Source organism: Enterobacter vonholyi (assembly GCF_040834095.1).
Lineage (GTDB): Bacteria > Pseudomonadota > Gammaproteobacteria > Enterobacterales > Enterobacteriaceae > Enterobacter > Enterobacter vonholyi.
This window is the reverse complement of record NZ_CP162152.1, coordinates 469,683-492,260: the sequence shown is the minus strand read 5'-3', so window position 1 is coordinate 492,260 and position 22,578 is coordinate 469,683. Positions and strand designations below refer to the sequence as shown.

At 57.4% G+C, this 22,578-nt stretch carries 24 protein-coding genes; 5 read left to right on the top strand and 19 right to left on the bottom strand.

Annotated elements, in window-relative coordinates:
• Nucleotides 1–74 precede the first annotated feature (74 nt).
• A complete protein-coding gene (gene nrdG, locus AB3N39_RS02320; protein ID WP_325848676.1) occupies nt 75–539 on the top strand; it encodes an anaerobic ribonucleoside-triphosphate reductase-activating protein in 465 nt (154 codons plus the stop codon).
• 32 nt (nt 540–571) lie between these two features.
• On the opposite strand, the gene AB3N39_RS02315 is transcribed toward nrdG, so the two are convergent.
• From AB3N39_RS02315 to pmbA, 12 genes are all read right to left on the bottom strand, one after another.
• Nucleotides 572–2,482, bottom strand: a complete 1,911-nt coding sequence (locus AB3N39_RS02315; RefSeq protein WP_367897029.1) for a transcription antiterminator — start codon at nt 2,480–2,482, stop codon at nt 572–574.
• Between the two features lie 19 nt (nt 2,483–2,501).
• The gene (locus tag AB3N39_RS02310) at nt 2,502–3,638 is read right to left on the bottom strand and encodes a lactonase family protein (protein ID WP_367897028.1); all 1,137 of its coding nucleotides are present in this window, start codon (nt 3,636–3,638) and stop codon (nt 2,502–2,504) included.
• 36 nt (nt 3,639–3,674) lie between these two features.
• Nucleotides 3,675–4,415 carry a KDGP aldolase family protein gene (locus AB3N39_RS02305; protein ID WP_136195699.1) on the bottom strand — a complete coding sequence of 247 codons (741 nt, stop codon included), beginning with the start codon at nt 4,413–4,415 and terminating at the stop codon, nt 3,675–3,677.
• Nucleotides 4,412–5,530 (bottom strand): DgaE family pyridoxal phosphate-dependent ammonia lyase, encoded by a 1,119-nt coding sequence (locus tag AB3N39_RS02300; protein ID WP_367897027.1) that lies wholly within the window; start codon nt 5,528–5,530, stop codon nt 4,412–4,414. The genes AB3N39_RS02305 and AB3N39_RS02300 overlap by 4 nt, the downstream gene beginning before the upstream one ends.
• Nucleotides 5,514–6,647 carry an amidohydrolase/deacetylase family metallohydrolase gene (locus AB3N39_RS02295; protein ID WP_367897026.1) on the bottom strand — a complete coding sequence of 378 codons (1,134 nt, stop codon included), beginning with the start codon at nt 6,645–6,647 and terminating at the stop codon, nt 5,514–5,516. The genes AB3N39_RS02300 and AB3N39_RS02295 overlap by 17 nt, the downstream gene beginning before the upstream one ends.
• 42 nt (nt 6,648–6,689) lie before the next feature.
• Nucleotides 6,690–7,331, bottom strand: coding sequence for a DUF4310 family protein (locus AB3N39_RS02290; protein ID WP_003856081.1), 642 nt, complete (start codon nt 7,329–7,331; stop codon nt 6,690–6,692).
• A gap of 13 nt (nt 7,332–7,344) precedes the next feature.
• The gene (locus AB3N39_RS02285) at nt 7,345–8,121 is read right to left on the bottom strand and encodes a DUF4311 domain-containing protein (RefSeq protein WP_024907277.1); all 777 of its coding nucleotides are present in this window, start codon (nt 8,119–8,121) and stop codon (nt 7,345–7,347) included.
• Nucleotides 8,122–8,143: 22 nt separating this feature from the next.
• A complete protein-coding gene (locus AB3N39_RS02280) occupies nt 8,144–8,443 on the bottom strand; it encodes a DUF4312 family protein (protein ID WP_006810338.1) in 300 nt (99 codons plus the stop codon).
• 2 nt (nt 8,444–8,445) lie between these two features.
• Nucleotides 8,446–8,808, bottom strand: coding sequence for an SFCGS family glycine-rich protein (locus AB3N39_RS02275; protein ID WP_010427372.1), 363 nt, complete (start codon nt 8,806–8,808; stop codon nt 8,446–8,448).
• 10 nt (nt 8,809–8,818) lie between these two features.
• Nucleotides 8,819–9,157: a glycine dehydrogenase gene (locus AB3N39_RS02270; protein WP_115876605.1), complete on the bottom strand. Its 339-nt coding sequence runs from the start codon at nt 9,155–9,157 to the stop codon at nt 8,819–8,821.
• A gap of 315 nt (nt 9,158–9,472) precedes the next feature.
• Nucleotides 9,473–9,859, bottom strand: coding sequence for a cytochrome b562 (gene cybC, locus AB3N39_RS02265; RefSeq protein WP_008501412.1), 387 nt, complete (start codon nt 9,857–9,859; stop codon nt 9,473–9,475).
• Between the two features lie 38 nt (nt 9,860–9,897).
• Nucleotides 9,898–11,250 (bottom strand): metalloprotease PmbA, encoded by a 1,353-nt coding sequence (gene pmbA, locus AB3N39_RS02260; protein WP_008501413.1) that lies wholly within the window; start codon nt 11,248–11,250, stop codon nt 9,898–9,900.
• Between the two features lie 95 nt (nt 11,251–11,345).
• On the opposite strand from pmbA, the gene yjgA reads away from it, so the two are divergent.
• Nucleotides 11,346–11,897 (top strand): ribosome biogenesis factor YjgA, encoded by a 552-nt coding sequence (yjgA, locus tag AB3N39_RS02255; protein WP_008501414.1) that lies wholly within the window; start codon nt 11,346–11,348, stop codon nt 11,895–11,897.
• 77 nt (nt 11,898–11,974) lie between these two features.
• Here the strand turns inward: yjgA and mpl are convergent, their stop codons facing one another.
• The gene (mpl, locus tag AB3N39_RS02250) at nt 11,975–13,354 is read right to left on the bottom strand and encodes a UDP-N-acetylmuramate:L-alanyl-gamma-D-glutamyl-meso-diaminopimelate ligase (protein ID WP_367897025.1); all 1,380 of its coding nucleotides are present in this window, start codon (nt 13,352–13,354) and stop codon (nt 11,975–11,977) included.
• A gap of 197 nt (nt 13,355–13,551) precedes the next feature.
• On the opposite strand from mpl, the gene fbp reads away from it, so the two are divergent.
• Nucleotides 13,552–14,550: a class 1 fructose-bisphosphatase gene (gene fbp, locus AB3N39_RS02245; RefSeq protein WP_023310178.1), complete on the top strand. Its 999-nt coding sequence runs from the start codon at nt 13,552–13,554 to the stop codon at nt 14,548–14,550.
• Nucleotides 14,551–14,700: 150 nt separating this feature from the next.
• Nucleotides 14,701–15,057, top strand: coding sequence for a LysR family transcriptional regulator (locus tag AB3N39_RS02240; RefSeq protein ID WP_248175271.1), 357 nt, complete (start codon nt 14,701–14,703; stop codon nt 15,055–15,057).
• Here AB3N39_RS02240 and AB3N39_RS02235 read toward each other — a convergent pair.
• The 5 genes from AB3N39_RS02235 to ytfQ form a co-directional block, all read right to left on the bottom strand.
• A complete protein-coding gene (locus tag AB3N39_RS02235) occupies nt 15,029–16,600 on the bottom strand; it encodes a methyl-accepting chemotaxis protein (protein ID WP_367897024.1) in 1,572 nt (523 codons plus the stop codon). The genes AB3N39_RS02240 and AB3N39_RS02235 overlap by 29 nt on opposite strands.
• A gap of 93 nt (nt 16,601–16,693) precedes the next feature.
• On the bottom strand, nt 16,694–17,695 hold the full coding sequence (gene yjfF / locus AB3N39_RS02230) for a galactofuranose ABC transporter, permease protein YjfF (protein WP_023293434.1): 1,002 nt from the start codon (nt 17,693–17,695) through the stop codon (nt 16,694–16,696).
• Entirely contained in the window at nt 17,682–18,707 is a 1,026-nt protein-coding gene (gene ytfT / locus AB3N39_RS02225) for a galactofuranose ABC transporter, ATP-binding protein YtfT (protein ID WP_181574041.1), read from the bottom strand. The genes yjfF and ytfT overlap by 14 nt, the downstream gene beginning before the upstream one ends.
• 10 nt (nt 18,708–18,717) lie before the next feature.
• Complete coding sequence (ytfR, locus tag AB3N39_RS02220) at nt 18,718–20,220, bottom strand: galactofuranose ABC transporter, ATP-binding protein YtfR (protein ID WP_367897023.1); 1,503 nt, start codon at nt 20,218–20,220, stop codon at nt 18,718–18,720.
• Nucleotides 20,221–20,277: 57 nt separating this feature from the next.
• Nucleotides 20,278–21,234: a galactofuranose ABC transporter substrate-binding protein YtfQ gene (gene ytfQ / locus AB3N39_RS02215; protein ID WP_014882271.1), complete on the bottom strand. Its 957-nt coding sequence runs from the start codon at nt 21,232–21,234 to the stop codon at nt 20,278–20,280.
• A 309-nt stretch (nt 21,235–21,543) separates the two neighbouring features.
• Here ytfQ and ppa point away from each other — a divergent pair, with 309 nt between their 5' ends.
• Nucleotides 21,544–22,074: an inorganic diphosphatase gene (gene ppa / locus AB3N39_RS02210; RefSeq protein ID WP_111965368.1), complete on the top strand. Its 531-nt coding sequence runs from the start codon at nt 21,544–21,546 to the stop codon at nt 22,072–22,074.
• A 157-nt stretch (nt 22,075–22,231) separates the two neighbouring features.
• Here ppa and AB3N39_RS02205 read toward each other — a convergent pair whose 3' ends face one another.
• Nucleotides 22,232–22,576 (bottom strand): gamma-glutamylcyclotransferase, encoded by a 345-nt coding sequence (locus AB3N39_RS02205; RefSeq protein ID WP_111965369.1) that lies wholly within the window; start codon nt 22,574–22,576, stop codon nt 22,232–22,234.
• Between the last annotated feature and the right edge of the window lie 2 nt (nt 22,577–22,578).

Here is a 22,578-nt window from a genome sequence, read left to right as displayed (position 1 = left end):
CGCTTACCGGGCCTACGGACCGCTCTCTTTTGTAGGCCGGGTAAGCGCAGCGCCACCCGGTGTGGTTATTCGCTATGAACTATCACCAGTACTACCCTGTCGACATCGTCAACGGCCCCGGCACCCGCTGCACCCTGTTCGTTTCAGGCTGCGTCCACGAATGCCCCGGCTGTTACAACAAAAGCACCTGGCGTCTGAACTCCGGCATGCCGTTCACCGCGGAGATGGAAGATAAAATCATCCGCGATCTGAACGACACGCGCATCAAACGCCAGGGGGTTTCGCTCTCCGGCGGCGATCCGCTGCACCCGCAAAACGTGCCGGATATCCTGAAGCTGGTGAAGCGCATTCGTGCAGAGTGTGCGGGAAAAGATATCTGGGTCTGGACAGGCTACAGGCTGGATGAACTGAATACGCAGCAGATGGAAGTGGTGGATCTGATTAACGTGCTGGTCGACGGCAAGTTCGTGCAGGATTTAAAAGACCCGTCTTTGATCTGGCGCGGCAGCAGTAACCAGGTTGTACATCATTTGCGTTGATCAAAGGCGGATGTTATCCATCCGCCCTTACCTCAAAACCGACTCAAACTCTCCATCGCCACCGCCTTAAACCCGGCAAAATCTCCGCAGCTAGAAAGCCTCGACATCGCCCGCTCGCGCAGGAAGGTGACGAAGATATCGTAAATCGCCATCGCCTCTTCGTACTCGCTTTTGCTGATGGCGAGCAGGAAGATGACGTGAGCGGTTTCGTCGCCCCACTGAACGCCGTTCGGGGCGAGCACGGTGTAGACCACCGTTTTCTGCGCCAGCAGGCCGAGGGAGTGCGGGAGCGCGATGCCGTCGCCGAGCATGGTGCTGACAATAGCTTCACGTTCAACAACCGAATCCAGAAACTCCGCGCCGACAAAGCCTTCTGCTTCAAGCTGTTCACACAGCTCGCGGAAGAGCGTCTGCTGATCGATCGGCTTGTCGATAATGCGGAAATGGGCCGCGTCGAAGTATTTATCCAGCATCCACGGGCGGGTGCGGTCCACCAGCACCAGTTTGCCAATCTGTTCTAACTGATAGTCGGTCGGGAACGGGGCGATCGTTACTACCGGTTTCGACTTTTCGCTGACGCGTGCGGTGGCTATCACAAAGTCTTCGCCAATGGTTTCCGCAACCTCGTACTCGCGCAGGGTGAGCGTGCGCGTCACCTCTATCGGCGGATATTTACGCTGCAGCACCGCCTCAATCATGCGGACCATCGCGTTACCGGCGTCGCATACCAGCAGCACGCGCGGCTTGCGCTGGTAGCCGATGTTGTAGTGGCGCTCGAGCCCGACGCCAATGTGCAGCACCAGGAAGCCAATCTCGTTTTCGCTGATCGCATACGGCGTGTATTTGCCCCAGCTCGACACCGCCGCCAGCGTCATGTCCCACGCCATCGGGTAGTGCTGCTTGATGTTATCCAGCAGCGGATTGGGGATCATAATTTGATACCGCACGCGGGTGATCATGGTTTTGATGTGCGTGAGCAGATCCGCGTGCAGCTGTTCGTCGCTGAGCAGGTTGTAGTTATAGTGGATGTTGATGTAGCGCAGGATGTAGTTGACCAGCGCTTCGTCGTCGTCGGCGTTAATGGCGCTGGGCGCGATCTCCTGAATCTGCCGCGCCGCAATGTGCACGCACAGCCAGCTCTCCTCTGATGGCGAAAGCGCCTTGCCCGCCAGCTGCTGGATGGTGACGGCGATATCCTTAGCAGCCTCGCGCACGTTCTCTTCAACGTCTTCGGCGTGGAATTCCGGCAGCGGATAGCCCTCGCTGATGCGCCGTACCGACACCGCGCAGTACAGGCGCAGGAACAGCTCGCCTTCATCGGTCAGGCGAATGTGGTGACGCGTCAGGGCGTCGTGTAGCACCGGCACCATCTGCTCCGCCACGCCCGCATTCAGCGCCACGTCGGTCACCAGCGGGTTCAGGCTGTCCTGCTGCGCCAGCTCCCAGAGCAGATCGGTCAGGCACGCGCGGGTCGACATCTCGCTGCCAAACAGCTTCATGCCATGGCGCGGACGCGTTTCCAGCGTCAGGTTGTAACGATGAAACCACTCGCGCACCTCCGCCATGTCGCTTTGCAGCGTGGCGCGGCTGACGAACCACTCGTCCGCCAGATCCTCCAGCTTAAGAGAAAATGCCGAGGTCAGAAAACGCACCACCAGATAATGCACGCGCTCCGGCCCGGTGCGGGGGATACGCAGCGCGCGCGGATGGGAGGCCTGCAGCTCTTGATACCGCGCCGCATCGTCAATTTTGAGCTGATAGCCATTGCCCCGGCTCAAGATAAACTGCGCGCCGTGGCTTGCCAGCAGCGCGTTCAGGGCGGTGATATCGGCACGGACGGTTCGCGTGGAAACCGACAGCCGCTGCGCCAGTTCGTCCTGCGGCAGCGTCTCGTTTTGCAACAGTTCGAAAAGTTGCGCTAAACGTTGGTTCGGAAATCGCACGTCGTTGTCCTCTTACGGCTTAAGGTGAAATGACCATCTGGGATGGGCTGCCAACCGGGGTATAGTCAGGTTCGAAGCTCAATTTCCCGTCCTGCGCCACGCGGAAACGGGTAATGTTGTCGCTGCGCTGGTTCATGACGTACAGCCAGCGTCCCTGCTTATCGAGCGTCAGGGTGCGGGGATAATCACCACGCGTCCACACGTCATCCTGATGCGTCAGCGTGCCCTCCGCCGTTACGGTAAAGTGCCCGATGCTGTTATGCAAACGGTTAGCCACATACAGCTGTTTGCCGTCAGCGCTTAACGCCAGACCGGCAGCAAAGCTGGTGCCTTTGTAACCTTCAGGCAGGGCTGAAAGCGTTTTGCCCTCTTTTAAGGTGCCGTTGGCGTTCACGGTATAATGGGTGAGCGTAGACGCCTCTTCGTTAATCAGCCACAGGGCATCGCCCTTCGGCGTAAAGACAAAGTGGCGCGGCCCGGCCCCTTTTGAGGAGGCGCTGATAAACGGCGGATCGTTTGGCGTCAGCTTTCCTGTCCGATCGTCAAAGCGGTACTGATAGATGCGATCCAGCCCAAGATCGGTCGAAAACACGTATTTCCCGCTCGGATCGGCGGCGATCATGTGCGCATGCGGGCCGTTATGATCGCTGATCGCGAAACTGCCCTCGACGGCAGCTTCCGGCTTCGCCGCGCCCGGTTCGCCTTGATCCTGACGTTTGTCCGTGGCTTCCCCCAGGCTGCCGTCTGCTTTAACGGGCAGCACCGCGACGCTTCCGCTGACGTAGTTCGCCACCAGAAGATGCTTGCCGTTCGGCGTCAGGGAGAGATACACCGGCCCCGCACCGCCGGAGGCCACCTGATTCAGCTCGCTCAGCTCACCGTTATCGCCGACGCGCAGCGCCTGCACCACGCCCTGCTCCACTTCGCTTGCCAGATACAGCGTTCTGCCGTCCCGTGAAAGGGTCAACTGCGCCGCATTCGGCAGTTTGCTCACCAGCGTTTTATCTTTCAGCGCGCCGGTTTGCGGGTTAACAGTAAAACGGTACAGCCCTTCACCGTTCGGATTATAGGTACCCACCCAGGCGTATTGCGTCTGGGCGACAGCGGCGGTGGCGAACATTGAGAGTGAAGCGACAAGCAGGGTACGGGTGTGCATGGTGGCTCCTTCAGGTATGTGCGGTTTAGTTTTGTTTTATTTAACCAGCTTCTTCGTCATCGCCAGCAGCGTACGCACGTCTTCCGGACGCGTATCGCCGCTGGCTTTATCGATAATCGAGCTGTAGATATGCGGGACGATCTTGCTCACGCCCGCGTCGAGGGCGATCTGCAGGATCTCCTCATAGTTTTCCAGATCGATACCTCCGGTCGGCTCCAGCCAGAAGTCGTGGCGGGCGCAGGCTTCCGCTACCGCCTTGTACTCGTCACGGTACTTGAGGCCGCCCATCGGGAAGTATTTGATGGAGCTGCCGCCGAAATCTTTCAGCAGGGCAATCGCGGTATCAACCGGCACGATACCGTCCGGCGCTTTGCTGCTCAGCGGGCCGGTGGAGATTTTTACCATGCCAACGGTGCCTGTCGGAGAGACCAGACCGTTGACCACGGACTCATTCTGCCCCAGCAGCGCGCGGCTGGTGGCCACGCCGGTAAAGACCTGGTTAACGTGCTGCGGCTGCACCTGGCGGGAGATTTCACTCACCATCGCCGACTGGTTCGGGTCGCCCGCGCCCAGCCCAACAGACAGCGCGTTATCAATCAGCTTCGCGTATTCGCGCATATCAGCAACAGCGCTCGCCACGTCCGGGTAGTTTTTGGAGAGCACGCCCACCAGCACGTGACCTTCCGCCGCCTCGTAAATAGCGCTGGCGTTGGCCTTTGAGCCGGCCAGCACGTTCAGGCAGACGCGGTCACGGTAAAAGTTGGGGGTCAGTTTCATGCGTTTTTCTCCTGTCCTAACACTTCGCTAATGCGGCGGTACACGATGTTCAGCTGGTCAGCATTCACGCTGCGCACGTCCGCTTCGATTATCCCTTCGTTGGCCTTGTAGCCACGGAAGTAAATGGCGTATTCGCCCTGCTTCAGCTTCGCCACCAGATCGCCCGTGCCGACGCCGGTCGTGACTTCGTCGAACTTAATCTCGGTGCGGGCAATATCGCGTCCGGCGCTGTCCCAGACCACGCGTGCGGTAACGCCGTTCAGGGTGTTGAGCGCCTCGATAAACGGCGTCATTTTCGCCACCATCTCGGCGCCGCTCTCTTTGGTGGCCGTCAGATAGTGTTCGATGGCGCAGGTCAGGCCAAGAATGCCCTCTTTACCCACCTTCATGGCGCGGCCAATCCCCGCCGTCTGGCGCTTCACCCACTCAACGTACCGGGTTTTGCCGATCACCAGACCGCTGGTGGGGCCTTCGATCGCCTTCGCGCCGCTGTAGATCACCAGGTCCGCGCCGGCGCGGTAGTACACGTGCAGATCTTCTTCCGCCGCGGCATCGACGATGAGCGGCAAGTCGTGTTTACGTGCGATAACCGCCGCCTGCTCGACGCTGAGCATGCTTTTCTGCACGCAGTGGTGAGATTTGATGTACATGATCGCCGCCGTACGCGGCGTGATTGCCGCCGCCAGCTGATCGGCGGAACATTCGTTGGCGTAGCCCGCTTCCACCAGCTTGCCGCCGCCCAACGCCACCATGGTGCCCACCGGCGCGCCAAAGTTCACGTTGTGGCCTTTCGGCAGGACGATTTCGTTATTTTCAATCGGTGTGACGTGCAGGTTTTCCAGCAGCCAGTCGCTGTCTTTTACCAGCACCGCCGCCACGGACTGGGCAATGCCCGCCGACGCGCAGGAAACCACCGTCGCCCCTTCCACGTCCAGCAGCTTCGCGATGTATTCCCCGGTTTTGTTGACCAGATCCTTCATCTCGAAATAGTGATTCATGCCGTCCATCGCCGCCTGCACCACTTCCGGGCGCGGCGTGGAAACGCCGAGCGCCGTCATGCGGCCAGAGGTGTTGATAACCTGCTTTAAATGGTACTTCTCATAAATCGAAGGCATGTTCCGTGCTCCCTTGTTCGGTCATGTAGCCCTTGCCCGCGCGGATCGCGGCAAGCGGCACCAGAATGTGTTCAGCCTGCAGGCTGTCGTTTTCGGCATCCGTCAGCACCGTCGGCTGGCGCTTGAGGGTAAATAGCGTCAGATCGGCGTCGAGACCCGGCTGAATGCGGCCCTTGCGCGTCAGGCGCAGGCCGTCGGCGGCGTTCGCGGTGACGCAGTCAATCACCTGCGGAAGTGACATGCCGATGGCGAGAAACTTCGACATCACGCTTGCCAGCGAGCCCACCGGTCCGTTGATGCGGTTGCGGCAGTAGATATCCGAGCTGATGGTGTGCGGCAGAATACCCATCGCGATGGCGCGTTTCGCCACCTCAAAGCTAAAGCTCGCCGTACCGTGCCCGACGTCCAGACGCACGCCGCGCTTCAGGGCGGAGGAAATGGAGGCGCGCAGCTCGCCGGACGGCGTAAGAATGCGGTTAGGCTTGCCGTTATAGCAGTGGGTGATAATGTCGCCGGAGCTCAGCAGCTCGGCAATCTCGTCGAGGTTCGGCGGGTTGTTGCCAATGTGCACCATCAGCGGCAGGTCGCCGTTCTCTTTCTGAATCGCTTTGGCACGCTCCAGCGGCGTGATGCCGTTTTCACCGACCACGCTGCTGCTCATGCGCGCCTTCAGGCCGACGATAAAATCAGGGTGGCGCGTCACCGCCTGCTTCACCGCGTCGGCGTCAATATTGGCCATGTTGGCCAGCTCGTTCTGGGCAATCAGCCCCACGCGGGAGATGTTCAGCAGGGCAAAGACTTCAGTGGAGGCCCTGCGGGTAATGTCATAGAAATCGTCCACATCGTCGGCACCGGTACTGCCCGCGTCCACTACGGAGGTGACGCCAGTGGCAATGCCCACGCTGTCCGGCTCGTCGTGGTAAATCGGGGAATTCGGATAGCAGTGTACATGGGAGTCAATCCAGCCTGCGCTGACGAACACGTCACCGTTAAGATCAACCGTCTTGCGAGCGGGAGCGTCAATGTCGCCCGTCGCGGCAATCTTCCCGTCCTGAATCGCGATATCGGTCAGGGTATCGTCGGCGAGGCGCGCGCGGCGCAGGAGTAAATCAAACATGAGGATCTCCTGAAAAGGCGGGCGCCGGAGCGCCCGCGGGTATTAAAGGGCGACCGGGAACAGCCAGCCCAGAATCATCGCGCCGAGGATAGCGCCACCGGTAATCGGCTTCTGCCAGATGTAGAACAGCAGCGCACCCACCAGCGAACCGACGCCGATTGGAATGGAGGCGGTCATGGCGCTGAGAATAATCAACGGCCCGAGGAAGCGGCCGGAGGCGTTGCCCGCGCCCATCATCACGTCTGCGCCGTAGGTGGAGTTGCTCTGGTTGATAGTGAACTTACGCGCCAGGATGATGACGTAGCCAATCGCCAGGCCAATCACCAGGCCGGTGATCAGCGAAGCAATGAAGTTGGTCACCGGGAACATGATCCCCGCGCCCAGCAGCAGCGCCGGAACGCCAAGGCCCACGCCGGTCTGGATCGCGCCGCCGATGTCGAGAATACCAACCAGCGACCCTTCGATAATACGGGCGAACAGGAAGCTCGCGCCAAACGCCGCCACCGCGCCGTAAACGCCGGTATCAATGCCCGCTTTCAGCATCGCCACGAAGGCCACTTCGTTAAACGCGCCGATGCCGTAGAGGTAGTACATGTGCGTCCCGGCAAACACGCCGGAAGAGAGCAGGCCAACGAAGATCGGGAACGACCAGTCGGCATACCAAAAACCTTTATTCTGTTCCATTTAGAGGCTCCTGTTATTTACCGCTGAGCGAGTTGTGGATCATGTCGAGCCAGTTCGGCACGGTCAGATGGAAGGATTCGATCATCTTCATGTCGAAGCCGCGGAAGAAGCCGCTCAGCACGAAGAGCAGGACGATCGCCGCCATCATCACTTTGGTGACGTGGTTCCAGCCGCTCTCTTCCACGCCTTTACCGATCAGGATCCCCAGCACCAGGCCCGGTACGGCGTTCCCCATAATCAGCTGCGCCGCGCCGCCAAAAATGGTGGCCCAGAAGCCCGATTTTTTACCCGCATCGATAGCCGCCAGCCAGAAGATCACCGGCATCACGGTGTTCACCAGCAGGTTTGCCGCCGGCACCAGCACCTTCACGGCGGTGACCTGAAGGGCAGCCGGCACGGAGGAGGCGGTAAGGTTAAGGAAGGTCACGACAATCATGCCGATCAGGCCGCAGGCAATCGCCATTTTGCGCGGGTCGTGCAGCGTTTCGCCGACGTTACGGTTTTTGATCATCAGTGCAGCAGCACCCCAGTTCGGGATGATGCGGTGGTCAACGTCCTGTGTGAAGGCACCTGCGGCCACGGAAGAGGCCCAGGCGTTAAAGAAGAAACCTAACCCAAAGGAGAAGTGGGACGCCGGATCCCCTTCACAGGAGTTCAGTTCCCCCAACGTACGAAACGCGCCCATACCCTGAGTGGTAGGCGCATGAAACATGCGTGCAGCCCCGGCTCCGACACCGACGCCAACCAGGCCGCCAATGATGAGCGATTTTATTAATATAATTAAGAACATCAGTCTGCCCTTTTATGAATAATCAGCGTTGCGTGACGAAATCCACCTGGTCAAGATTGATAGCGGTCACGTTGACGGTCACATCCAGCTCCACGCTGTAGGTGCGTCTTTCCCGGCGCAGAAAGAAGAACAGAAACGCTTCTTTACGCACCGCTTCTTGCGCCTGAACGACCTGCACATCCTGTGGCTCAATACGCAGTAAGATATGCGGTGAGGCTTTCATCACCGCGGCCTGAACGTGGTTGAGCGCGTCGGCAAAGGCGCGCGCTTTGGCGTCGCCTTTGCCCTTCACTCTCACCGTGGTTGTGAACTGTTCTTTCATGCTTATGCGCCGTATTTCTTCTGCCACGCCTGCACCAGACGCTCGCCCAGCTCTTCTTTATCCATAAAGCCGAAGCCCAGCACGTTGCAGCCTTCGTTGATGGCGGTCACGCCCTCTTCCACGGAACGCATGCCGTATTTCGCTTTGTAGCCATATTTGGTCTGGGCGGTGATAGCGCCCGCGCCGCCGCTGCCGCAAAAGGAAATACCGAAGGTGGCGTTTTCCGCTTTCATCATGTCGCCGAGCTTCATGTCCGCCGCCATGCCCGGCACGACCACCGCGCGTCCACCTGCTTTTTCCACACCGGCAGCCACTTTCTGACCTTTACCCAGGCGATCGCCAATCACGACTGTAATCTGTTCCATGTGTTGCTCCTTAAAGGTTGTCTTTCGCGACTTCAAAGTGAACGGAGAGCAGCCAGGCTTCTTCATCAGGAAGATTGCCAAACTGCGCGACCACTTCACGGGCGAGCCGCATTGAATCCGGTGAAATTTCGTCAAACAGCTCTGCTTCAACCTCCGGCAGCGGCTCGCCGGTCACGGACCGGTGCGCCATGGCGCGCACGTGGGAGGTGAGCATCTGCTCCTGTACCGCATTGGGGATGATGTTGTTCCGGGACAGCAGGGCATAAACCTGCTGCAGCATGGTGTTCGCGAGCTGTTCTGTTTGCTCCGCCTGTTCCCCAACGTCGTTCATTACCGCTCCGTTAATCACTGGTCTTACCCCGTTAATGGCTCTGGAATAAAACTAACGTTGGGGGGGAATTGTTTGTAGCGAGTTGTTTTCCACTTCGAAGTGGAAAGGCGAGCCGCGGCAGTGATCTGTGCCACATAAATGCGGTGAATCTGAATTAATGACGGTATTCGCGTGATGAATATCACGTATTCCAGCGGCAAAACGCGCGTCGGGGAAACGAAACGTTCAGGCGTGGTGACGCAAAAATGTGATGGCGATAGGGTTTACTTATTACCGCGTAAAAAAAACGGGGGCCGCTGGCCCCCGCTGGTTGTTTGTCAGATGCGCGATCAGTTAACGGTATTTCTTGTGATACGTGTTACGGGTCGTCACAAACTGCTCGGCTGCCGCCTGGGCTTCCTTCACTTTGCCTTCGTTAGCCAGCTTCAGCGCGCCGTCGATCTGGCCGACCAGCACGTCAAAGCCGTGGCGGTAGTCTTTCATCTCTGCACTGTCTGCCGCTTTGCTTTCCAGCTTTGGAGGCGTCGCTTTTTGTGCGTCCAGCGCCGCTTCACGCATTTTGGTCAGCGCGTCTTTCATTTCCGCCGCATTGTCGGTTTTCTGCACCACCTTCAGGTTTTGACCGAGGATGCCCATGTCGTCTTCAAGATCGGCAGCAAACGCAGAAGAGCCAAGAACCAGCGTTGAAGCCGCGACGATCGCTAACAGATGTTTACGCATTGCTCACTTCCTTTTTTATTATTAACAAAACGCTATCTCTATTGTCCGGCGATTTTCATTTCCGGGAGTAATACAGAACCACACTGTATATTGCTGCGTGTTTCAATATCGTTACCGACCGTAACGATATTGCGCCACATATCCTTCAGGTTGCCGGCGATAGTAATTTCGCTCACCGGATACTGGATTTCGCCGTTTTCCACCCAGAAGCCCGCCGCGCCGCGCGAGTAGTCTCCGGTGATGCCGCTGACGCCCTGACCCATCAGCTCGGTGACCACCAGACCGGTGCCCATCTCTTTCAGCATCTGCTCAAAGTTCAGGCCCTGTCCGGCAATACGCCAGTTGTGAATGCCGCCCGCGTGCCCGGTGCTTTTCAGACCCAGCTTGCGCGCGGAGTAGTTGGTCAGCAGCCACTGGGTCAGAATGCCGTCTTTAACGATATCGCGACGTTCGGTGCGCACGCCTTCGCTGTCGAACGGCGTGGAGGCAAGCCCCTTCAGCAGATGCGGATGCTCTTCGATGGTCAGCCATTCCGGCAGGATCTGCTTGCCCAGCGAGTCGAGCAGGAAGGTCGACTTACGGTAAACGGAGCCGCCCGCGATAGCGCCCACCAGATGGCCAAACAGACCGGTCGCCACTTCGTTGGCAAAGATAACAGGCGCTTTCATGGTGGAGAGTTTACGCGGCGACAGGCGAGACAGCGTACGTTCGGCACACTCTTTACCCACCCACTCAGGAGACTGCAAATCCCCCAGCGCGCGGCCAATGGTGTAGGCGTAGTCACGCTCCATGTCACCGTTTTCTTCGGCGATGACGCAGCTGGAGAGCGAGTGGCGGGTAGAGCAGTAGCCCTGCAGCATGCCGTGGCTGTTGCCGAAGACTTTGATGCCGTAGTGGCTGTTGAAGCTGCCGCCTTCGGTATTGGTGATGCGCTTATCCGCCTGCAGGGACGCCTGCTCCGCGCGCGCGGCCAGCTCGATCGCTTCGTCCGGGGTCACTTCCGCAGGGTGGAACAGATCGAGATCCGGCGCGTCAAACGCCAGCAGATCTTTATCCGCCACGCCTGCGTAAGGATCCGGAGAGGTATAACGGGCGATATCCAGCGCGGCCTGCACCGTGCGGGCAATGGCATCCGGACTGAGATCGGTGGATGACGCGCTGCCTTTGCGATTCTGGTGATACACCGTGATCCCAAGCGCGCCATCGCTGTTGAATTCTACATTCTCCACTTCACCATAGCGGGTACTCACGCTGATGCCGGTGGTTTTGCTGACCGCCACTTCGGCGCCATCTGATTTTTCTGAAGCAAGCATCAGCGCGGTGGAGACGGCTTCTTCAAGAATCTTACGCTGCGCTTCAACTTGTGAGGTTACTTTCATCGCAAATGCCATACTGTAAGAGAGAGTTAACTGAAGTCTAACAGAGAACCGTTTTTCAGTGCGCGTCTTAACTGGTAACATTAGCCTCTTTTTTTAAGGAGCCTGACATGACTAAGCAGCCCGAAGACTGGCTCGACGACGTTCCCGGTGATGACATCGAAGACGAAGATGATGAGATCATCTGGGTCAGTAAAAGTGAAATTAAACGTGACGCCGAAGAGTTAAAACAGCTTGGCGCGGAAATGGTAGAACTGGGTAAAAACGCGCTGGATAAGATCCCGCTCGACCAGGATCTGCGCGATGCCATTGAACTGGCACAGAAAATCAAAAAAGAAGGCCGTCGTCGCCAGCTTCAGCTTATCGGGAAAATGCTGCGTCAGCGCGACGTCGATCCGATCCGCCAGGCGCTGGACAAGCTGAAAAACCGCCACAACCAGCAGGTTGCGCTGTTCCACAAGCTGGAGCAGATCCGCGATCGTCTGATTGAACAGGGTGATGACGCCGTACCGGAAGTGTTGAACCTGTGGCCGGATGCCGACCGCCAGCAGCTGCGATCGCTTATCCGCAACGCGAAGAAAGAGAAAGAAGGGAATAAGCCGCCGAAGTCTGCGCGCCTGATTTTCCAGTATCTGCGCGAGCTGTCTGAGAACGAAGAGTAATCCGTTCCCCTCACCCCGGAGGGGCGAGGGGGAAAAGAACGTAGGCCCGGTAAGCGTGAGCGCCACCGGGCTTTTTTTTACGCCTCGGCGGCCGCTTCCGCTTTCTTCGCCAGACCGTCCAGCAGCTTCTGATGGATCCCACCAAAACCGCCGTTGCTCATCACCAGAATATGGTCGCCGGGCTGAGCGGCTTTCACCACCATATCCGCGAGCGCATCCACATCCGCGCTCCAGTGCGCAGGCTGGATGCAGGCATCGGCCACTTCCGCCACCTGCCACGGAATATGCTGCGGCTGCAGCAGGAAGACCTCATCGGCGCGTCCTAATGACGGCGCGAGATCGTCTTTGCAGATGCCCATCTTCATGGTGTTCGAGCGCGGTTCCAGCACCGCCAGAATGCGCGCGGTACCGCCAACTTTGCCACGCAGGGCGGCAAGCGTCGCCAGAATGGCCGTTGGGTGGTGCGCGAAATCGTCATACACGGTAACGCCGTGGGCTTCACCGCGCAGCTCCAGACGGCGGCGGGCATTGATAAACGAGCCCAGCGCGTTGGCTGCATCCGCAGGCAGAACGCCGACGTGACGCGCCGCAGCAATGGCCATCAGGCCGTTGTGCATGTTGTGCTCGCCCACCAGGCCCCACTTCACCTCACCCACTTTTTCACCGTCGAGCAGCACTTCCCACTCGGAGGCATCGGCGTTGAGTTTCTTCGCCTGCCAGTGGCCCTGCTCGCCCACCAGCTCCTGCTCGCTCCAGCAGCCCATCGCCAGAGTCTGCTTAAGGTTGATATCGTTCTCCGGCAGGATGATGCGCCCCTGACCCGGAACAATGCGCACCAGATGGTGGAACTGTTTCTGAATCGCTTTCAGATCGTCAAAAATATCCGCGTGGTCGAACTCAAGGTTGTTGAGGATCAGGGTGCGCGGGCAGTAATGCACGAACTTGGAGCGCTTGTCGAAGAACGCGCAGTCGTATTCGTCGGCTTCGATCACGAAGAACGGGCTGTCACCCAGACGCGCAGAAACGTCGAAATTACCCGGTACGCCGCCGATCACGAAGCCCGGCTTGTAGCCGCAGGCTTCGAGGATCCAGGTTGCCATGCCCGCAGTCGTGGTTTTGCCATGAGTACCGGCAACGGCAACCACCCAGCGGTCGCGCAGGACGAAGTCATGCAGCCACTGCGGGCCGGACATGAACGGAATATTGCGTTCCAGTACCGCCTCGACGCACGGATTGCCGCGGGTCATCGCGTTACCAACGATCACCAGGTCCGGCTCGGGATCCAGCTGGCTGGCATCGTAGCCCTGAATTAAAGAGATGCCCTGTTTTTCCAGAAGTGTGCTCATTGGCGGATACACATTGGCGTCCGAACCTGTCACTTCATGGCCCAGCGAGCGCGCCAGCATTGCCAGTCCGCCCATGAAAGTGCCACAAATCCCCAATATATGAATGCGCATACGTCACTATCCTTCTTCAATGTGGCGCACATTTTACTCACATGTTAGCGGCTGTGAAACGCATTTCAGGTAAATCCGTATGTTGCTGGCGCGATTCACCTCTGCGCTACTATTTGAATATTTGTTAAGATTGTTGGGCTTTAGTCGTTTTAGTGAACATACAATCGCTCTACTCACAAAGATGCAGGGAAAGTGTTATGAAAACGTTAGGTGAATTTATTGTCGAAAAGCAGCACGAGTTCTCTCATGCTACCGGTGAACTCACTGCTTTGCTGTCGGCAATAAAGCTGGGCGCTAAGATCATCCACCGTGATATCAACAAGGCCGGTCTGGTCGATATCCTGGGTGCCAGCGGTGCCGAGAACGTTCAGGGCGAGGTTCAACAGAAACTCGATCTGTTCGCAAATGAAAAACTGAAAGCTGCACTGCGCGCGCGCGACATCGTTGCGGGTATCGCCTCTGAAGAAGAAGATGAAATTGTTGTTTTCGAAGGGTGTGAACACGCTAAATACGTTGTTCTGATGGATCCGCTCGACGGTTCCTCAAACATCGACGTTAACGTTTCTGTCGGTACCATTTTCTCCATCTATCGCCGCGTCACGCCTGTTGGCACGCCGGTGACCGAAGAAGATTTCCTGCAGCCTGGCATTAATCAGGTTGCTGCCGGTTACGTCGTTTATGGCTCGTCCACCATGCTGGTGTATACCACCGGATGCGGGGTTCACGCCTTTACGTACGATCCTTCACTGGGCGTTTTCTGTCTGAGCCAGGAACGCATGCGCTTCCCGGAAAAGGGCAACACCTACTCCATCAACGAAGGCAACTACATCCGATTCCCGAACGGCGTGAAGAAGTACATTAAATTCTGCCAGGAAGAAGATAAAGCGACCCAGCGCCCTTACACGTCCCGCTATATCGGCTCTCTGGTCGCTGATTTCCACCGTAACCTGCTGAAAGGCGGTATCTACCTCTACCCAAGCACCGCCAGCCATCCGGACGGGAAACTGCGTCTGCTGTACGAGTGCAACCCGATGGCATTCCTCGCCGAACAGGCGGGCGGCAAGGCGAGCGACGGTAAAGAGCGTATTCTGGATATCGTGCCGGAAAGCCTTCACCAGCGCCGTTCATTCTTCGTCGGCAACAACCACATGGTTGAAGACGTTGAACGTTTTATCCGTGAGTACCCGGACGCGTAATACCTCTCTACAGGGGAGCCGTTCTGGCTCCCTTGGTCATTTATATATTTTACCGTATAAGTGTTTATAAAAAACATGCTTTAATATTCACCACTGCTCCTGCATTATTTCCATAACAGTTTGATATATATTTCGTGGAGCAGAATCGCAATGAAAAATTATTCCCGTGCTAATACCGGCATTGATTTAAATCTTATCCCTGTATTTATTGAAGTCGTCCGCTGCGGCAGCATGGCAAAAGCCTCTTTGCGTCTGGAGATGTCACGCCCCGCGGTGAGCCTGGCCTTAAAGCGTTTTAATCAACTCTTTGATGAACCATTATTTTTCCGAAAAGGTTTATATCTTGAACCGACGGAAAAAGCGTTAGCCTTAACCAGCTCGCTGGAAATATTAATGGGTGAAATTCACGATAATATTGCGGCAGTTAATTCCGGGAAAAATAAAACCCCGGCACAGAACGTACCGGGGTTGAGTAATATTATGCAGCGGTCTGAGTCGTCACTTTGAATGATGACATCGCTTCCATAAGCTGACGCGACTGCTCCTCAAGGGAGCGGGTCGCAGCGGAGGATTGCTGCACCAGCGCCGCATTCTGCTGCGCGGTTTCGTCCATCTGATTCACCGCAATATTCACCTGCTCAATGCCGCGGCTCTGCTCCTGGGACGCGGTCGCAATCTCACGCATCAGTTTGGTCATGCGCAGCACTTCTGTTGCGATCTCATCCATCGTTTCGCCAGCCTGCTGAGCCAGTTCGCTGCCCTCGTTAACGTGGGTCTGCGAATCACTGATAAGCGATCGGATCTCTTTCGCCGCGTCGGCGCTGCGGCTGGCAAGGTTTCGCACCTCGCCCGCGACGACGGCAAAACCACGCCCTTGCTCGCCCGCACGCGCCGCTTCCACGGAGGCGTTAAGCGCCAGAATATTGGTCTGGAAGGCAATACCGTCGATCACGCTCAGGATGTCGGCGATGCGCGCCGAGCTGCCGGAGATATCGCGCATTTTTTCAATCACGTAGCAGACCATTTCGCTGCCGTGATCGGCCGTATCGGACACCGACTTCGCCAGCTGGTGCGCCTGCTCGGCGTTATCCGCGTTGAGTTTCACCGTCGCGGTGATTTGTTCCATGCTGGCCGCCGTCTGCTCCAGCGACGTGGCGGTGGATTCCGTACGCTCGGCAAGATCGCGGTTTCCCAGGGTCAGTTCGCGGCTGCCGGTGTCAATTTGCGAGCTGGCATCGCGTACCCGCATTACCGAGTTCATCAGCGACTGTCGCATCTCCTCTATCACCGCGTTGAGGCGGTTAAACTCCTGACTCGCGGGCGCGGCAAGCGTATGGGTTAAATCCCCCGCCGCCACGTTCTCCAGCTGAGCAATGGAGGCCGAGAGCGGCTGGAGCAGCATATGGCGCAGCACCAGCCACGCGAGCACGATAATGCCCGCCGTCAGCAGCGCTGCGACGATAATCAGGATCAGCACGCGGGTTTTACTCGCCTGCACGGCACTCACTTCCGCCTGACCACGCGCTTCGCTCCATTTCTGAAACGCCTGCATATCGTTATCAAACTGTTTTGCCACCGGGATCAGCGTCTTCTCCAGCAGATCGTAATACCCGTCCGCGCTCTGGTCATTCAGGGTTTTCAACATCGGGTTGATCCCCTGCTGGCTATACGTCGCCAGGCTGGCCGCCACTTTATCGAGCAGCTGTTGCCCCTGCTCGTCAGCCACGCCGCCGTCGATCACGCCTTTCAGCGTTTTCTGGGCCAGGGCAACTTCCTGATTGATGTTTTTTACCGCTTTGGCCGCATCGTCCAGCATGCCGATTTCCATCATGCGGACGGCCTGACCCGCTTCATTGCGGGCGCGCAGGATCAGCGTATAGCCTGAATTTAGCTGCACCATCTGCTCACCCTGAAGGTGATTAATGCGCTGCAGCGAAGAAGAACTCTGTGTGAGGGCATAAATGCCAATGCCGCTGACAATCAGCAGCAGAAGGGTCATAACGGCCAGTAAAGAGAGCAAGCCGGTACGAATCGATAGCGTTTTAAGCATGATATTATTTCCGGTAGCGAGATATTTCTGGGCATAAAAAAAGAGTATCGGCCGCTACCGGAAAATGTTTAGACTTTAAGCAAATTCAGCGTGTTATCGCTCTGTTACCGATGTGTTTACGCGGGTAACAGGTGAGCTTTGGCGGTTCTCCCAGAGCACCGTAAGACCGCGCTGCAGGGCAATAAAGATAAACAGCAATATGCCGATGGCGATCTTCGTCCACCAGGAGCTGAGCGTGCCGTCAAAGTTGATATAGGTTTGTATCAGCCCCTGTATAGCCACGCCGAACAGCGTCCCCAGCACCGTACCCACGCCGCCGCTAAGCAGCGTACCGCCGATGACCACAGAAGCAATCGCATCCAGCTCAACGCCAACGCCTGCAAGGGCATAGCCCGCCTGGGTGTACACCGAGAAGACGATACCCGCCAGCGTCGCCAGGCCTGTCGAGAGCATATAGATGCGGATGGTAGTGCTGCGGGTCGAGATCCCCATCAGGTTTGCCGACGTGGCGTTACCGCCGATGGCGTAAACCTGATTGCCAAACCGGGTACGGTGGGCGAGGAAGATGCCGATCACCACCACGCCCAGCATCAGCAGCCCCATCGCGCTCAGACGACCGCCGCCGGGAATTTTCCACGCCAGGCTGGAGAGCGTGTCATACACCGGATGGTTAATCGGGATCGACTCTTCCGACACCAGATAACTTACCCCACGGAGGAAGAACATCCCCGCGAGGGTAATGATAAACGCCGGGATTTTCAGCGCGTCGATCAGCAGCCCCATAAAGGCACCAAACGCGCAGCCCATCGCCAGCACCAGCGGAAACGCCACCAGGGGAGAGATCCCCCAGAAGCCGATCGCCTTCGCGAGGAACACGCCCGTAAACGCGATCACCGAGCCGACGGAGAGATCGATCCCGCCGGAGAGGATCACAAAGGTCATTCCGACGGCGATGATGCCTAAAAAGGCGTTATCGGTCAGGATATTGCAGATCACGCGCGTCGAGGCAAAGCCGGGGAATTGGGTGAGGCAGTAGAGATACCCCAGCACAAATACGCCCAGCGTGATCATCAACGGTAAATTACGTTTTATCATGGCCACGGATCCCCTTAATGATGCTGACAAAGCGCGGCGACTGGACGATCAGCACGCAGAGTACGACCACCGCTTTCACAACCTGGTTGAGTTCCGGCTGAAAACCGGAGAGCAGGATCCCGGTGTTCATGCCCTGAATGATCAGCGCGCCGATCACCGAGAGCAGCAGGTTAAAGCGCCCGCCCATCAGCGACCCGCCGCCGATGACCACAGCCAGGATTGCGTCCAGCTCCAGCCAAAGCCCGGCGTTGTTGGCATCGGCTCCGCGGATATCCGCCGCGACGATCACCCCTGCGATGGCGGCGCAGATACCGCTCAGCACGTAGGTCAGCATCACCATCAGCCGCGTGTTGACCCCGGCGTTGCGCGCGGCGCGAATGTTGATCCCAACCGCTTCAATGAACATGCCGAGCGCCGTTTTACGGGTGAAGAGCCAAAAGACAACGAGCGTGGCCAGGGCAATAATCACCGGCGTCGGGAAGAACAGAAGGTTGCCGCTACCAAGCCACGCCAGGCTCGGGGAGTTAAAGGTGACAATCTGGCCGGAGGTAATCAGCTGCGCCACCCCACGCCCGGCCACCATTAAGATAAGCGTGGCGACAAAGGGCTGAATTTTCAGCACCGCCACCAGAATACCGTTCCATAATCCGGCCAGCACGCCGGTGCCTAACGCCGCCAGCAGTACCACCGGCAGGCTGTGTCCGGCCACGGTCATGGAGGCTGCAGTGGCCCCGGCGATAGCCATCACCGCGCCGACGGAGAGATCAATCCCGCCGGTGGCAATGACCAGCGTCATCCCGATGGCCAGCAGCGCCACGGGCGCAGCACGGTTCAGGATGTCTATCGGGCTGCCAAACAGGCGACCATCCTGCACGATAATCTGGAAGAAATGCGGTGCGACAAGGCTGTCAACCATCAGTACCACCAGCAGCGCCGCGATTTGCGGCGTGCCGGTTGGCCAGCTGAAGCGGCGCTTTGACTCACCGGTTTGCGAAAGCGAACGGGACATCACGATTCACTCCTTATGCCGCAATGGCATTCATGATCGCCGGAACGGACAGCTTATCCAGCGGGATCTCTGCCACTTGCTTGCGATCGCGCATGATAATGACGCGATCGGCATAACCTACCAGCTCCTCCAGCTCGGACGAAATGACGAGCAGGGCCAGACCGTCTGCACACAGGGTTTCGATAAGCCGGATAATTTCGGCGTGCGCCCCCACGTCAATGCCGCGGGTCGGTTCGTCGAGGATCAGGAACTGCGGTTTGGTCAGCAGCCAGCGCGACAGCAGCACCTTCTGCTGGTTGCCGCCGGAGAGGAACTCGATCGGCTGTTCCGCGTTCGGGGTGCGGATGCCGAGCTGGCGGATAAAGCGCTCGGCTATGGCGTTTTGCTCTTTACGGGGGATCGGGCGCAGCCAGCCGCGCTGGGCCTGCAGCGCCAGAATGATATTCTCCCGCACCGAGGCCGCGGCAATGATACCGTCCGTTTTCCGATCTTCCGGGCAGAATCCAACGCCCAGACAGGAGGCCTGATGCGGCGATCGCAGGGTTTGCGGTTTGCCCTTGATCAGCGCGCTGCCGCTGTCCGCGGGCTTGATCCCGAAGATCACCTCGGCGGTTTCGGTTCGGCCCGAGCCTAGCAGGCCCGCCAGCCCGACAATTTCGCCCGGCCGCACCTCAAGGTTAAACGGCGATATCACTCCTTTTTTGCCGTAATCGCTGAACGCGGCGACCGGTTTCTCGCTCAGCAGCGTGCGCCCTGCGCGCTGGAGGGCGTTGGTTTCCAGCTCACGACCCAGCATCATTTTCACCAGCTCGATCTGCGGCAGCTCGCGGGTTTCGCGGCAGCCAACAAAGCTGCCGTTGCGCAGCACCGTAATGCGATCGCTCACCTCATATACCTGATCGAGGAAGTGGGTAACGAAGATCAGGCTTACGCCCTGATCGCGCAGCTGGCGCATCAGGGTAAAGAGCATCTCCACTTCCTGGGTATCGAGGCTGGCGGTGGGTTCGTCCAGGATGAGTACCTTCGCGGAGAGATCGATCGCGCGACAGATGGCAACGATCTGCTGCATCGCCACGGAAAAGCGGTTCAGCGGCTCGCGGACGTCGAGGGAGAAGCCGTAGGATTCCATCAGCTTTGTCGCCCGCGCCTCCATCTCTTTGCGGCGCAGCAGGCCAAAGCGTCGCGGCTCACGGCCAATAAACAGATTATCCGCCACCGACATATTAGGCAGCAGGTTCACTTCCTGATAGACCGTCCCGATCCCCAGCTGTTGGGCATGGGCGGTATTTTTTGGCGAAATGGCGTTGCCTTCCAGCCAGATGGTGCCGCGGTCGGGGTGATAAACGCCGGTCAGGGATTTAATCAGCGTCGATTTTCCCGCGCCGTTCTCGCCCAGCAGCGCCATGATCTCCCCACGCCGCAGGCTAAAATCAACGTTATCCAGCGCTTTTACGCCGGGGAAGAATTTACTCAAGCCCTCTGTGCGGAGGATTTCCTGGTGTTGTTCAGTGGTCATGGTTTCCCCCTGCATCAAGCCGGATGGCGCAGCGCCACCCGGCATGTTCAGACAGGCTTAGTAGCCCATATTTTTCTTCTTCTCTAACTCTTCTTTCGCCGTGTCAGGCAGGTAGAGCGTGGATTTGGTAACCGTCACTTTCTCCGGCATCGTGCCGTCTTTCTTGAATTTCTCCAGCGCGTCGAATGCCGGGCCCGCCATGTTTGGCGTCAGCTCCACGCTGGCGTTGGCTTCGCCGTCAATCATCGCTTTGTAGATATCCGGCACGCCGTCGATAGAGCCGGTGAGGATATCTTTGCCCGGCTTCAGGCCCGCTTCTTTAATTGCCTGAATCGCGCCGATTACCATGTCATCGTTGTGGGCGTAAACCATGCAGATATTCTTGCCGTTGTTTTCAGCCTTAATGAAGCTCTCCATGACCTCTTTACCTTTACTACGGGTAAAGTCGCCGGACTGAGAGCGGATGATCTTGATGTTTGGCGCTTTCGCGATGGCTTCAGCAAAGCCTTTTTTACGATCGATGGCCACGCTCGCGCCGACGGTGCCCTGCAGCTCAACGACGTTACACGGCTTGCCGTCGACCTGTTTCACCAGCCAGTCGCCAATCAACTGCCCTTCAAGCACGTTGTTAGCGGTGACGGTTGTCATATAAAGAGATTTGTCTTTGACGTCGATGGAACGGTCGAGCAGGAAGACCGGGATCTCAGCGTCTTTCGCTTCCTTCAGGACGGGTTCCCAGCCGGTTGCCACGACGGGTGCAATAAAGATGGCATCCACGCCCTGGGCGATAAAGGAGCGCACGGCTTTGATCTGATTCTCTTGTTTTTGCTGACCATCGGCGATTTTCAGGGTAATACCGCGTTTCTGAGCTTCGCTTTTCGCCACGTTGGTTTCTGCCGCTCGCCAGCCAGATTCAGAGCCGACCTGCGAAAAACCTACGGTTAAGGGAGCGGCCATCGCCATAGACGACATGGCTGCCGAAACTGCTGTGACCAGGAGTAAGCGCTTCCACATATGAACGTCCTCGTAGGGTGAGTTATTGTTGGTTAAAAGATGTTCTGCGGAATGACTATAGCCCATGAAATATGTAACGAATTGCGTTACATCACACTTCAGAAAAGTGAATAAAACGTTAATCACAAGTTTGTAATCGCTTTCATTTCTCCATGAAAAATGCGGCTGAGTTTATGGATTTTTCTGTCATGGAATCGGTCTGAAAAGTGGGAAGAACGTGGAGAGAAGGCGAAAACAGGCGGAGACATTCAGCGCGAGTTGGCTATAATACCTGCCACTTGTTTACCATCCATTTTAAAGGACACCGACATGAGCTTACTCAACGTCCCAGCGGGTAAAGAACTGCCAGAAGACATCTACGTAGTTATCGAAATCCCGGCTAACGCAGATCCGATCAAATACGAAGTTGACAAAGAGAGCGGCGCCCTGTTCGTAGACCGTTTCATGTCTACCGCGATGTTCTATCCGTGTAACTACGGTTACATCAACCATACCCTGTCTCTGGACGGTGACCCGGTTGACGTGCTGGTCCCAACGCCATACCCACTGGAGCCAGGCTCCGTCATTCGCTGCCGTCCAGTTGGCGTGCTGAAAATGACCGACGAATCCGGTGAAGATGCGAAGCTGGTTGCGGTACCGCACACCAAGCTGAGCAAAGAGTACGATCACATCAAAGATGTGAACGACCTGCCAGAGCTGCTGAAAGCGCAGATCACTCACTTCTTCGAGCACTACAAAGACCTCGAAAAAGGCAAGTGGGTTAAAGTTGACGGCTGGGACAACGCAGAAGCAGCGAAAGCGGAAATCATCTCCTCTTTCGAACGCGCTGCTAAGAAGTAATTCTTACTGCCGATTGATGAAAGCCCCGCACGTCGGGGCTTTTTTTGTGGCGGGCGCGCAGCTGGGTCTACAGTGAACATGTAGGCCGGGTAAGCGTAGCGCCACCCGGCAAGAGGCGTAAAAAAACAACGCCACCTCACGGTGGCGCTGTTTTTTTTCAGTACTGGTCTCTGTCTAACCAGTTACCGCTTACAATCCGCGTTAACCCTTCGACCGGACGCTGGTAGACATACATCCACGCGCTTCCGTACGGCGTCTGGATCAACTGGCGTGCGTATTCACCGCCCCTGGTGCGCAAGGCATCAAGTTCGGCAAGTGTCGCGTTATCAATACGATAAACTTCACCCTGTACTGTTCCTTCGCCCGGAACCGCGCCTGGATAGTGGCCCAGGCTGTACAACTGGTAGTTCTCGATATCGTAATTCCCCAGTAGCTGGGCATTGGTCATCCAGTGACTGTTGCCTTGCCTGGTTCGTAAACTGCCGTAGACAAATATTCGCATTG

Bases quoted from the DNA above. Each gene is read 5' to 3' on its own strand.
- yjgA (WP_008501414.1), top strand. From the start codon at position 11,346: ATGACTAAGCAGCCCGAAGACTGGCTCGACGACGTTCCCGGTGATGAC.
- ppa (WP_111965368.1), top strand. From the start codon at position 21,544: ATGAGCTTACTCAACGTCCCAGCGGGTAAAGAACTGCCAGAAGACATC.
- AB3N39_RS02305 (WP_136195699.1), bottom strand. From the start codon at position 4,415: ATGAAACTGACCCCCAACTTTTACCGTGACCGCGTCTGCCTGAACGTG.
- AB3N39_RS02205 (WP_111965369.1), bottom strand. From the start codon at position 22,576: ATGCGAATATTTGTCTACGGCAGTTTACGAACCAGGCAAGGCAACAGT.
- AB3N39_RS02240 (WP_248175271.1), top strand. From the start codon at position 14,701: ATGAAAAATTATTCCCGTGCTAATACCGGCATTGATTTAAATCTTATC.
- ytfR (WP_367897023.1), bottom strand. From the start codon at position 20,220: ATGACCACTGAACAACACCAGGAAATCCTCCGCACAGAGGGCTTGAGT.
- AB3N39_RS02275 (WP_010427372.1), bottom strand. From the start codon at position 8,808: ATGGAACAGATTACAGTCGTGATTGGCGATCGCCTGGGTAAAGGTCAG.
- nrdG (WP_325848676.1), top strand. From the start codon at position 75: ATGAACTATCACCAGTACTACCCTGTCGACATCGTCAACGGCCCCGGC.
- fbp (WP_023310178.1), top strand. From the start codon at position 13,552: ATGAAAACGTTAGGTGAATTTATTGTCGAAAAGCAGCACGAGTTCTCT.
- AB3N39_RS02310 (WP_367897028.1), bottom strand. From the start codon at position 3,638: ATGCACACCCGTACCCTGCTTGTCGCTTCACTCTCAATGTTCGCCACC.
- yjfF (WP_023293434.1), bottom strand. From the start codon at position 17,695: ATGATAAAACGTAATTTACCGTTGATGATCACGCTGGGCGTATTTGTG.
- cybC (WP_008501412.1), bottom strand. From the start codon at position 9,859: ATGCGTAAACATCTGTTAGCGATCGTCGCGGCTTCAACGCTGGTTCTT.
- pmbA (WP_008501413.1), bottom strand. From the start codon at position 11,250: ATGGCATTTGCGATGAAAGTAACCTCACAAGTTGAAGCGCAGCGTAAG.
- AB3N39_RS02285 (WP_024907277.1), bottom strand. From the start codon at position 8,121: ATGTTCTTAATTATATTAATAAAATCGCTCATCATTGGCGGCCTGGTT.
- AB3N39_RS02290 (WP_003856081.1), bottom strand. From the start codon at position 7,331: ATGGAACAGAATAAAGGTTTTTGGTATGCCGACTGGTCGTTCCCGATC.
- AB3N39_RS02300 (WP_367897027.1), bottom strand. From the start codon at position 5,530: ATGCCTTCGATTTATGAGAAGTACCATTTAAAGCAGGTTATCAACACC.
- AB3N39_RS02295 (WP_367897026.1), bottom strand. From the start codon at position 6,647: ATGTTTGATTTACTCCTGCGCCGCGCGCGCCTCGCCGACGATACCCTG.
- ytfQ (WP_014882271.1), bottom strand. From the start codon at position 21,234: ATGTGGAAGCGCTTACTCCTGGTCACAGCAGTTTCGGCAGCCATGTCG.
- AB3N39_RS02280 (WP_006810338.1), bottom strand. From the start codon at position 8,443: ATGAAAGAACAGTTCACAACCACGGTGAGAGTGAAGGGCAAAGGCGAC.
- AB3N39_RS02235 (WP_367897024.1), bottom strand. From the start codon at position 16,600: ATGCTTAAAACGCTATCGATTCGTACCGGCTTGCTCTCTTTACTGGCC.
- mpl (WP_367897025.1), bottom strand. From the start codon at position 13,354: ATGCGCATTCATATATTGGGGATTTGTGGCACTTTCATGGGCGGACTG.